Annotated in this window: 4 protein-coding genes; all 4 read right to left on the minus strand. The window is 36.7% G+C overall.

The window, feature by feature from the left end:
* Nucleotides 1-58: 58 nt before the first annotated feature.
* Nucleotides 59-4213, minus strand: a complete 4155-nt coding sequence (locus PXC01_RS15615; RefSeq protein ID WP_276473225.1) for a hybrid sensor histidine kinase/response regulator transcription factor — start codon at nucleotides 4211-4213, stop codon at nucleotides 59-61.
* A 216-nt stretch (nucleotides 4214-4429) separates the two neighbouring features.
* The gene (locus tag PXC01_RS15620) at nucleotides 4430-7735 is read right to left on the minus strand and encodes a VCBS repeat-containing protein (protein WP_276473226.1); all 3306 of its coding nucleotides are present in this window, start codon (nucleotides 7733-7735) and stop codon (nucleotides 4430-4432) included.
* A 114-nt stretch (nucleotides 7736-7849) separates the two neighbouring features.
* Nucleotides 7850-9334 carry a RagB/SusD family nutrient uptake outer membrane protein gene (locus PXC01_RS15625; protein ID WP_276473227.1) on the minus strand — a complete coding sequence of 495 codons (1485 nt, stop codon included), beginning with the start codon at nucleotides 9332-9334 and terminating at the stop codon, nucleotides 7850-7852.
* Between the two features lie 20 nt (nucleotides 9335-9354).
* Nucleotides 9355-12351 carry a SusC/RagA family TonB-linked outer membrane protein gene (locus PXC01_RS15630; RefSeq protein ID WP_276473228.1) on the minus strand — a complete coding sequence of 999 codons (2997 nt, stop codon included), beginning with the start codon at nucleotides 12349-12351 and terminating at the stop codon, nucleotides 9355-9357.
* Between the last annotated feature and the right edge of the window lie 196 nt (nucleotides 12352-12547).

Genomic DNA, 12547 nt, shown 5'->3' on the forward strand with positions numbered 1-12547 from the left:
AGATGTATTTTGAAGTATTGTAAATAAAACAACCTTTTAAAAATAAAATTTCTGTTTTTTATTTGGCACTTTTAAGCTCTGTTGGAAGTATGCCGAATTCGTTTTTAAAACATTTGCTAAAATAGGAAGCTGAAGAAAAACCGACCTTAAAACCTACTTCACTTATAGATTCGCTACCACTTTCTATCATTTGTTTGGCTTTTTTAAGGCGTATTTTTCTAATCAGTTCATTTGCCGTCATACCGGTTATGGCTTTAATTTTACGGTAAAGTTGGCTTCTGCTCAATGACATGTCATCCGCCAAATGTTCTACGTTAAGGTTTGGTTCCGCTAAATTTTCATTTACATAGTCTAGCACCTTTTGCATAAAAGTTTTATCCAAATTAGAGGTGTTTTCTAAAAGGGTTATTTTATTCTTATCATTAATGTTGTTTTCTAAGAATTGCTGCCTGCTTTCTATAAGCCTGTTAATGTAAGACTTCAACAGTTTCATTTCAAACGGTTTGTTGAGGTAGGCATCTGCACCAGAATCTATACCTCTAATTTTGTCACTGCTCATGGCCTTGGCGGTTAGCATTATTACAGGTATGTGACTGGTCTTTAAATCTTCCTTGATATGTTTACAAAATTCAAACCCTTCCATTTCTGGCATAATAACGTCCGTAATTATTAAATCAGGTATACCTTTTAAAGCAAATTGCAGTCCTATATTCCCATTTTCGGCTTCAACTACTTTATAATGTGCTCTTAGTTTATTCTTAAGATACGTTCTTAGCTCAGTATTATCTTCTACAATTAGTATGGTTTTTTTATTTTCTGATTCAAGGTCAAAAAAATGATCTGTACCCTCTTCTAATTGCTCTTCGGAGATATCTTTATTTTCTTTTCCGGTTGGGTTCACTGATAGTTCGGATGATTCTAAATGTTCTTTTCCTAAAGGGAAAAACAGTGTAAATTTAGTTCCTTCTCCAATTTCACTATCTACTTCTACAATGCCTTTGTGTAGTTGAACAAAACTCTGAACCAATTCTAAACCTATACCGGTGCCTGTGCTGCCAAAATATTGTTGCGTTTTGTCAGACGCTTGATAAAATCTTTCAAATATATGTTCTATATCATTTTCACTAATACCTGAACCGGTGTCTTTAATACTGATTTCTAAAGCGTTATAGGTAGTTGTATCATCAATAAGCGGAAAAATAATCTTTTTACTATGAACGTAGACGCCTAGGGTAATTACACCATTTTCTGGTGTTGCCTTAAAGGAATTTGAGAGTAGATTGAAAATAACTTTTTCTAGCAAACCTGGATCGCCGTAAAATTCCATTTCTGTATGATCATCGGTTTCGGTGCTTAGTATAATATTCTTTTCAAATGCCTCTTCTTCAAAATGTTCGGTAATTTCCTTTACAAACTTGTAAGGGTTTATTTTTGAAGTGTTAAGGGTTAATTTGTGTAAGTGAAGTTTTCTAAAATCCATCAGCTCATTAATTAAGTTTTTAAGCCGATTTGCATTCCTATAAATGATTCTGTGTTTTTCTTTTAGCCCTTTGTTTAATTTGTAATTATTGGTTTCCATGATATCCATAATAGGATTCATGATCAGGGTCAACGGTGTTCTGAACTCATGCGATATATTGGTGAAAAATTGAATTTTCTTCTCGTTTAAAATTTCTTCTTGCTGTCTTTGAGAACGCTCTAATTGTATTATTCTACGTTCTTCTCTTCGTTTTTCTAAAAACCAATTGGTTATATAAACTATACCTATGAAAAGTAATATGTAGCCTAAAATCGCCCATTTTGTTTCCCACCATGGGGCTAGAACGGTTATTGGAAGTGATAGCGGGGTTGTAGTCCAAACACCATCATTGTTAGATGCCTTAACATGAAAGGTGTATTTTCCGGGAGATAGGTTAGTGTAGGTTGCGGATCTTGAATTTCCAACAAAATTCCAGTCATCTTCAAAGCCCTCTAAATAATACGCATATTGGTTGTTGTTCGCTCTAGTAAAGTTGACGGCGGCAAATTCTAGGGTAAATACGAATTGATTTGGTTGTAAGGTAAGTTCCTCTACTTCTGAAATGTTTTTTTTAATTGGAGCTTCTTCTGCCAAAGGAATTACCGATTTGTTAAATAGTTTAAGATCGGTGAAATATACAAGAGGTCTATACGTGTTGCGTATAATATTTTTGGGATTGAAATAGTCTATGCCCTCATAGTTACCAAAATAAAGGAGCCCATTTTTATCTTTTGTTACCGCGTTGTAATTAAAGTTATTGGCGAGTAGGCCATCTTCCTTATTGTAATTGAAAAACTTTTTGGTTTTGGTATCTAACATGGCCAAACCGGTTTCTCCGCTTACCCATATATTGTGGTTATCGTCCTCAATGATAGATGATATATTGTCTAACAAAAGGCCGTCATCAATATTATACCACTTAACTGAATTGTTTTTTGTGTTAATTTGGCACAGTCCTTTACCAAACGTGCCTACCCATATATGCCTTGAGCTATCTTCAAATAAAGATCTAACACTAATAATTTCTGGAGTGTCTAAATTTTTAGAAATTAATTTATTCAGAATTTCAATTTCTAGTTCATTGTTGTTAGACCAATAAGACTTTGCCAATCCGTCAGGCCCGCCAAACCATATTTGATCTTTATGGTCTACTAGTACAGTTCTAATATGGCCTTCTTTTCTTGTAAGGTTTGTAAAGTAGTCTTTAAAGTGATGCTGAAATTCTTTGGTGTTGGGGTCGTAAGAATGTAGACCGCCAAAATAGGTGCCTATGTAAATGATTCCTTTAGAATCTTCGGAAAAACTAATAATATGATTTGAGGTTAGACTATGGTCGGTAGATTCTGAAGTAAAGTTTTGAAACGTTTTTTGCCCCTTTGGTAAATAGAATATGCCAGAGCTCCATGTACCTGCCCATAAATTCTCGTTATTATCCAGAAAGAGGGTCTGTACATCTAAGTTTTTTAATTTTGAATTGGCATTATAACGGTCAGATAGATGAACAATCTCTTTGGTTTCTAGATTATATTTATCTATTCCGCCACCGTCCATACCTATCCAAAGTTGGTTGTCGCTGTCTTGTGCTATACCTGTAACAGAAGGGGATTGTAAAGAGTTTTCATTATAAGGTAGACTTTCTAAATCTAAAAATTTGTCGTAATATTTATCATAGACACTAATGCCCTTGTTATAATATCCTAGCCAAATTCTGTCCTGTTTGTCTACAAAAATGGACCAAATGGAGTTAGAGCGTATACGTTTGGGATCAGATTTATCATACGTATAGTTGTACAGCTGATTTCCGTTGCTATCTAAAAGAAAAAGCCCGTCATTTTCTGTAGCACATATAATGTTTTTGTTCTCTAAAACTTTAATTTCAAAAATTCTCTTACTGGTAAAGTTGAATGTATTGACAATGTTGTCAGCGCTGTTTTCTTTGGTTATTTTAAACAAACCCTTTTTAAACGTGCCTATATAAATGTTTTCATTGTCATCAAAAGTTATAGACTGTACACCGTAATCTTTAATAATTGTTCTGTCTTCATTACGTATTTCTACCTTGTTGAGTATGTTATTGTTTTTTTCATATTTAAATAGACCGCTCAAGGAGCCAATTAGCATAACGCCATTTTTAAATGGAACAATGGTATTGATTACTGACTTGGTGCCATTCGTGCCAATGGCGTCGTTTATTTTCTCAATTGAATTATCTGCAACGTTTAATTTGTATAGCCCCTGTGCAGGTGTGCCTATGAATAGTGCCCCTGAGGTATCTTCACTGATAGCAAAGATGGCAACATCTTTTTGGTTTTGTGCATTTTTTGAAACCGGTATACGTTCAAAAATATCCAATTCTTTGTTATATTTATTTAGTCCTTCGTTCGATCCCACCCAAATAGTATGGTTAGAATCCATAAACACGGTGTGCACTATAGAATTATTTATAGTGCTGTTGTCATGGGCATTGTGTTTGTATGCCTTAATATCTGTACCATTGTATTTGAAAAGACCTTCGCCATTGGTTGCAATCCAAATTAAACCGTCTTCATCTTGAATTATTTCAGTTATCGCGCTCTTTGGTATGCCTTCGTCTATAGTTACAAAATTATAGGGTTCTTTACTTTTCTGTCCGCTCACGTGTGCGGCCATTATTATGCAAAAAGTAATTACACATATAATTAATTTGTTACTCATGTTGTATTAGAGTTGATTTTAAGTTTTATGGTCTACACTTTAAAAGTGTTATTTTTAAAAATAGTTCAAATCTGCCATCAAACGATTATTTTCATTACTGATTACTAGTAATATTAGAAGGCTTTGATGGTTTGCCGTTACTATATTTTAAAACTCATTTGAGATTTTTCGGCTATTGCACGTGATTAATATAAATTATTAACGATAACCTTTTCGTCAATTCCATCTTACAAATTGTAAATAGTCGTTGTTTTTTGCCGCAATGAGATAAGGTGTTTTATTTTTATGGACAATGCCCATCGCTTTTACATCACCTGGTATAAACAAACCGCTTTCGTTGGCTGTTACACTTTTAAAATTGCCTTTTCCGTCTCCTTTTAAAAGCAATCCATAACCGGCATCATTTCTTGGTGTTTCTACTTCGGATACAAATAGGTTGCCAGCAATAAGAATATCTAGGAATCCGTCTTTGTCATAATCATTCACCAATATTTGATTGATGCTAGAAATTTGAGCTTCAATAGGTAATTGATGAACTATGAATTTGCCATCTTTATTTTCTAGGTATACACTTGCAAAAGACTTTACTTGATAGTGTAAGGAAGATTCTAAGGACTTTTCAGTGTAGACATCTTCTAGTGTGGCCTCTGCAAAACTCTCATAGTTCTGAAATTTTCGCTTTATTGCCGGTATTTGTTGAGAAGAACATTCTCTACCTCTTAATGGGTATTGTTTACCATCATTATAGTAGCTTAAAACAATATCTTCTTTGTTGTCCTTATCAAAATCATTTACAAAAATATCAAAGGTTTCATCCTTGGTTGCTTTGTATTTATAGTTGAGCCCATTGTTACCTACTACATAGTCCATATCACCATCTTGATCAAAATCTCCCTGTTCTATACTCCACCACCAACCGGTAGTATCAGCAGTTAACCCAAGCTCCTTTGAGACTTCTGTAAAACCGGTAGCACTATTTTTAAAAACCCTAATAGGCATCCACTCGCCAACTACAATGATATCTTGCCAACCATCATTATCGTAATCTGTTATGACCGCACTCGTGGCCATGCCCAAGTCCTTAAATTCTTTGGGCTGCAACTTTTCGTTGACCCTAAAGGCTACTTTCTCTTTGGTACTAATATTTTCTAAAATGTAACTATCCGCAGGGCTAGGGTATCTTCCCGGTACCTGTCTGCCTAGCACCAAAAGATCATCATCGCCATCTTTGTCAAAATCGGCATTGTACACTTTAGAACCGCTTATGTTCAACGACGGCATATTTTCAGAGGGGACCTTACTGAATTCCCCATAACCATTGTTTACATACAATCTATCCTTTAGCCTCTCGCTGTTTTCCGTAAACTCATAACCGCCGCTTACAACGTAGAGATCGTTGTCTCCATCACTGTCCGCATCAAAAAACAAGGCACCGGTATCTTCGCTTAATATATCATCATCTAAAAAAGAAGTGTCCGCCTTTACAAAGCCGTTTGTATCTTGTATGAAAATGCTTCCGGTTGAACTAACGGAACCTCCAATAAAATAATCTTCTAAATTATCTCCATTTACATCGCCAACAGCCAAAGCAGGACCAAATGCCGACATTTGATGGGGTAGGAGTACCTGTGTAGCAAAGTCGTCATAATAGTTTTCTAAATGCTTATGTTCCGGAAAAACCGCAGTAGTATCCGTTTCAAAAATCTGTAGCGTTTTTGTGTCTGCTATGGCATTTTCTTTTGCGTTTTCAGAGGATATAATCAGTTTTTGATTACCATCTATACCAGTTAATTTTTGAACCCTACCATCTGTCCAAACTACCTTTAGTTCATCTACTTTGCTATGCTTACCTATACCAAAGTGCAATTCTGGGGCAACAGATGATTGAAACCCTCTGGATAGTGTTAGTTCTTGTGTTTGTGTTACACCGTCTATAGTAACAGAAACCCGGTTGCCCAGACCAGAAGTGTTACCTGGTTTGCCTGTAAACTTGATTGAAATATAATTATTGATTTCAGAGCTCCTGTTCTCAAATAATGATGCCTTGTCGTCAATATTGTTCGTTATAATTTCTAGGTCACCGTCGTTGTCCAGATCTGCGTATACTACACCGTTAGAAAACCCTTTATAATCAATGCCCCAAGTTTCATTTGCCATTTCAAAATCTAGATTGCCGTTATTCTTGAAAATGAAATTTTCTATCTTTTCTGATGGTATACTCTTGCTTAATTGTAAAAGGGTGTCCTTTTCAATTTTAATATCTTCTAGTTTTTTAAAATAATCGTTGTTATTGATTTCTTTTCTTGTGCCGTTACTGACAAACAGATCTTTATTGCCGTCATTATCAAAATCGGCAAACAATGGTCCCCAGCTCCAATCCGTAGATGATGTGCCCGTTATTCTAGAAACGTTAGAAAAATGAGGAATGCCATCGGTATAGATACCTGAGTTCAATTGCATGCAGTTATGCATGTATTGGTAATGAAAACCGGCATTGACAACACCCCAAAATAAACTTGGGTTCATGCTTGCCATATTGGCTTTTTTTCTTCTGTTACTTCTGGCATCCATATCAACTTGAAATATATCCAGGTTGCCATCATTGTTGATATCGGCTATATCCGTACCCATGCCATAGAATGCGGTATGGGCGGTAGCTTGCTTAACGACCTCTTTGAACGTGCCGTTCTGATTGTTGAGGTACATAAAGTCCGGAGAATTAAAATCATTGGAAACATACAAATCCGGCCACCCGTCATTATTGATATCTCCTACTGTGGCACTTAGTGTTAAACCAAAATTTATAAGTCCTGCTTCTTCTGTAACATCGGTAAATTTGTTTCCGTCATTTCTATATAAGTGATCAGACTCTGAAGCTTTTGGGTTCTTCATTTTAAAGGAATAGTAGAATGTGGGCGATGTAAAGTTGGTAGGAGGGTAGTTGGCAACGTACATATCTATATCGCCATCTTTATCATAGTCTAGAAAAGTAGCCTGTACGCTATTGCCGGTATCGGCAATACCATATTCTGAAGCTTTTTCAGTGAATGTGCCATCGGTATTATTTATAAAAAGCTGATTTTCTTTTGGAGCGAATTTTCCGCCTACTGAGCAATAAATATCTAAAAACCCGTCACCATTTACATCTGCCATGGTAACACCTGTGTACCAGCGACTGTCTCCTGCAACCCCTGCTTTTTCAGATATGTCCTCAAATTTTAGATTTCCTTTATTAAGGTATAATTTGTTGGGAACTTGGTTACCGGTAAAAAATAGATCTAGAAGACCGTCATTATTAATATCGCCGGTGGCAACACCGCCGCCCATGTATAAATAAGAATATGTGAAGTAATTTAAAGAGTCATTTTCAGTAAGTACATTACTGAAATCAATACCGGTCTGTTCTGCATTTAAATTTGAAAATATTCTTTTACCGACCGGTTCCATTTTTTTAGAACAATTGATGAATGCCAATAAACCTATTGAATAGATTACTGATCTTAGCACAATTGATAATTTCATTTTATAGTTGTTTGAAGATAAATATAGAGTACAAATTCTTATTATTGAAAAAAGCAGCATGACTGCACACATGCTGCTTAAAGTAATTCAACTAACTAACTTAACAATAAAATTTTAATAACCAGGATTCTGGTCTGCTGCAGTTACATTTTCATTGGAGGTTATTTCTCTATCCGGTATGGGCCAAAGTTCACTCTTACCAACTTGAAAGTTGGTGCCGGCCAATTCTGTAGTTGCTAGATTCCATCTTAAAATATCATTAAAACGAACTTGTTCACCTGCCAATTCAACTTTTCTTTCATGTACGATAGCTTCAAAAACCGCTGCTTTGGAAAGACCGTATGGTAAACCGTCAAGACTTGCTCTTTCCCTAACTTCATTTATTAGGTCAATAGCATCATCTTGCGTACCTACCTCATTTTCACACTCAGCTTTCATCAACAGGACATCCGCGTAACGTAAATAATTGAAATTGATACCTGATTCTTGATCCTCATTGGCATCTTTGTAATAATTCTGGTATTTTTTCCAGCCAGCACGTCTTTGGTCGCCAGCTGTCAACATTTCTGCTGTAACAACGCCGCCACCAAAAGTGTCGCCTACAGAATAAAAGGTATCCGCATATCTAGTGTCGCCCTCTTCGTATTCATCTAAAAGATCATCTGAAGGAAAAACGTTGAACCAATCGTTAAAGCCATATTCTTGACCTCTAAAAGTAGCTTCGTTAGGTCCGGCACCTGTAACAGAAGAATTCCATTGAGCGCTCGTACCCAAAGCGTCGTCATACTCTATTTCAAAAATAGACTCCACACCATGTTCTGTCTCTTCCGTAAAATTGTCAAAGAAGTTTGGCTCTAGTGCATACCCGGAGAGTTTGTTGAATTCCGCTAGGGCCAATGCGTGCTCTCCCCTAAATAAATATACTTTTCCTAAAAGGGCAATTGCCGCTCCTTTGGTTGCTCTACCGTTTGCTTCTTCACTTTTGTCAAGCAAAGTTGCAGATGCCGATTGCAAGTCAGAGATTATCAACGCATATACTTCATCTGCGGAAGATTTGGCCACACCTTCTGTAGTAGTAGGTATTTCCGTAATCAATGGCATATCCCCAAACCTGGTAACCAGCAAGAAATTAAACAACGCTCGTAAAAACTTTGCTTCACCTATAAATTTTTGCTTGCTGGCATTACTTAATAATGATTCTTCTATGGCATTTATTGCTTCTTCGTTACCTATCACGAAATTGGCTTTGTTGATGCCTCTGTAGCAACTTTCCCAATAATCTGCAATCGGTCCATGACTAGAGTCAAAAGAGAAATCTAAATACTGTCTTTTGTCCGCCTCTAATTGTGGGTTTCCATCATTTTCATGAGACATGTTATCTTGCGAGAAGAACATATGTCTAGAGTATAGCCCTCTGGTCTGTAAATTGGAATATACCGCATTTACTGCGGATTGCACTTGGGCCTCTGTTTTAAAGAATGTCTCTGGAGACAGCCCATTAGGATTTACCAGTTCCAAATCATTTTCACTACACCCATTTATAATCACCGCAGCGGTGAAGAGCGCAAACATTGAAAAAATTATTTTTGTCGTTTTCATATTTCTTTTCTTTTTAGCAATTAAAATGATACTTGTAACCCTATTAAATAGGTCTTAGGTTGCGGATAGGCACCTCTATCGATACCATATTCGAATAAATCTCCGTTACCCACCTCTGGATCTAAACCAGAGTAATCTGTAATTGTAATCAGGTTTTGTCCACTAACATATATTCTAAATTTTGAGAACAGTTCTTGTCCAAAAGCATCACTTGGTAGTGTATATCCTATGGTTAAGTTCTTTAGTCTAGAGAAAGAACCGTCTTCAACAAAACGATCGGACAATTGTAGGTTTTGCGGAGCGCCACCTGCTCTAGGTATGGTAGTAGATGGGTTTGTAGGTGTCCATCGGTCCAATACGGCAACACCTGCATTGAACAATCTAGGCATACCTTCCAAATCGTAAATATTGGTGTTGTAAAGATCTCTGCCATAAATACCTGTCCAGAACATGTTAAAATCCCAGTTTTTGTAATCTGCACTTAGGTTTAGGCCATAGGTCAAATCTGGCAAAGGGTCGCCAATAATTGCTCTGTCTTCAGAAGTAATGTCGCCATCATTATTTAAATCTTTAAATCTAATATCACCCGGTTGTACTGTAGTTTGACCTGGGTTTGCCGTAAACACAGCGTCTACTTCCGCTTGATTTTGATAGATACCATTGGTAACTAGGCCAAAAAAGTGAAATAATGACTCTCCTTCGGTAACCCTTGTAATATTTTGGTTTTCAAAATTACCACCGTTCAATTCATCAACGCCGCCAAGTGATATGGCTTCATTAGAACTTGTAGATAGGTTTAAATTGGCAGACCATTTAAAATCACCTTCAAAATCATTGTACCCTAAGCTCAATTCAAAACCGGTAGTTTCTACAGCCCCAACATTTCTAACCTGGCTACCTTCGTTAATACCTAATGAAGTGGAAGTAGGTACTCTGATCAAAAGATCATCACTTTGGTTTTCATAGTATTCAAGTGCGGCCGTAAATTTATCGTTGCTGAAGCCTAAATCTATACCTACGTTCAATTGTCTTGTTTCTTCCCATTTTAGATCTGGGTTGGCCAAGCCAAATGCGGTGGTACCAACCGCGTTGGATCCAGCTATAGGGTACAGAAAATCGTTTACCAAAGTTGCACTGTATAAATAATTGGCGATTCTGTCATTTCCTGAATATCCCAAACTACCTCTTAGTTTTAAGGTGCTTACATTAGAGTCTGCCATAAAATTTTCTTTTGCAATGTTCCAGCCCAATGCAAAAGATGAGAACCAGCCCCAACGGTTATTGGAACCAAATTTAGAAGAGGCATCTCTTCTTAAAGACACTGCGGCAATGTACTTATCATCATAATTGTAATTTAACCTTCCTAAGAAACCTAGTCTGTTATATTCGAAAGATGTACTCTGTAAACTTGAATCTTCGTTAGATAATTCATCTATATTGTCAGATACCGTGTTTCTGCTATTTGCATTTAAGTTGGTACCCTGGCTTTCAAATTTCTCTGCCAACAGCAATGCTTCAAAATTGTGAACATCCGCTATTGTCTTGTTGTACGTTAAACTGTTGGTAAATATTATTGTTTGACCTGCAGAAGTGTTTTTTGTAATAGATGCGAAAGCTTGTTGATGTGTGCCCCCTAAACTATCGTCATTATAAGATGGTACAAATCTATCACTGGTACCTTTGAAGTAATCTAAACCTACTTGCGATTTAAATTTTAAACCATCGATAATATCATACTCGGCAAAAATATTACCAACCAACGCGAAGGTATTGTTAATGGCATTACCGTGCTTTAAAATTCTAACAGGGTTTTCGGCATCCTGTCCATCACCGGCGCTGTTAGGACCTTGAAAACCACCTAGGTTGTTAGGGTTGTAAACAGATAAATATGGTGCTGCTTTTATAGCATGCTCTAAAAGCGAACGTTGACCAATTTCTGTTCTATCAGGATTTTGTTTGTTGAAATTTACGGAAAGGTTCTGTCCTAACTTTAGCTTACCAAAGGTAAAATCGCTGTTTGCTCTAAAAGAATATCGTTGAAATCCGGTTTCAATAATAATACCTTCCCTTTCAAAATATCCGCCAGAAATTCTGAAATTGCTGGTTTCGCTACCTCCAGATGCAGCCATGTCATAGCTTCTAATAAGGCCTGTAGTATAAATTTCATCTTGCCAGTTTGTATTTACCCCAGATGTAGAAGATGGTGTATTAGGAACAATGCCAAAAGCATCGTTTGCATATTGTAGGTATTGTTCGGTATTTAAAACATCATATCGCTGTGTATTTTGCTGAAAACCTGTGTGTGCGTTGAACGATAATTGTGTTTTGCCACTTTTTCCTTTTTTGGTAGTTACGATGATTACACCATTGGAACCTTGTGCACCATATACCGCCGTAGTAGATGCATCTTTTAATACGTTAATAGTTTCTATGTCATTCTGGTTTATACCGGATAGGTTGCCAACAATTACCCCGTCTACAACAAATAATGGAGCATTGTTTCCAAAAGTACCTAATCCTCTAATGGTAATAGATGGTTCTGTACCTGGTGCACCTGTGTTGACTACAGAGATACCTGCTGCACGGCCTTGTAATGCCTCAGTGGCATTAGCTACGGGAACTGCATTTAAATCTTCGGATTTTACACTAGAAATGGCGCCGGTTACCGCGGCTCTGCTTTGTGCCCCATAACCAACAACGACAACTTCGTCTAGCGCCTGTGCATCTATTGCCATAGATACATTTATAGTTGATTGCCCGTTTATGGCCAATTGTTGGGTTTGATAACCAATGTAGCTAATAGAAATGCTGGAGTTTGCAGGTACATTGGTAAGCGTAAAATTACCATCAAAATCTGTTTGCGTACCATTTGTTGTGCCTGATATTACCACAGAGGCACCAGGAAGGGGTGCACCGGTTTCATCAGAAACAACACCTGTTACGGTAGTTGTTTGTGAATAGGCAAATTGCCCCAACATTGCAATAATTGCAATGAATGTCATTTTGAGTTTAGTCATAATTAATTAAGTTTTAAGTTGTTATTTATAGCGAATCAGTTTTGTGAAACGCTACTCAACAAATATAAAATGGGGCTTGTACGTGCTATAAAACAAATGAAGCGAACACTGGTAATTATGATGCATATATGTCTGGAGTGCTAGTAATACGGTAATTTTAGCAGGCATAAATTGTTATTACCGTATTTTATCTATA

Origin of the sequence: Maribacter huludaoensis (genome assembly GCF_029350945.1) — a bacterium.
GTDB classification, from domain to species: domain Bacteria; phylum Bacteroidota; class Bacteroidia; order Flavobacteriales; family Flavobacteriaceae; genus Maribacter; species Maribacter huludaoensis.

Coding starts and splice junctions, on each gene's coding strand:
- PXC01_RS15615 (WP_276473225.1), bottom strand. CDS start 4,213: ATGAGTAACAAATTAATTATATGTGTAATTACTTTTTGCATAATAATG.
- PXC01_RS15620 (WP_276473226.1), bottom strand. CDS start 7,735: ATGAAATTATCAATTGTGCTAAGATCAGTAATCTATTCAATAGGTTTA.
- PXC01_RS15625 (WP_276473227.1), bottom strand. CDS start 9,334: ATGAAAACGACAAAAATAATTTTTTCAATGTTTGCGCTCTTCACCGCT.
- PXC01_RS15630 (WP_276473228.1), bottom strand. CDS start 12,351: ATGACTAAACTCAAAATGACATTCATTGCAATTATTGCAATGTTGGGG.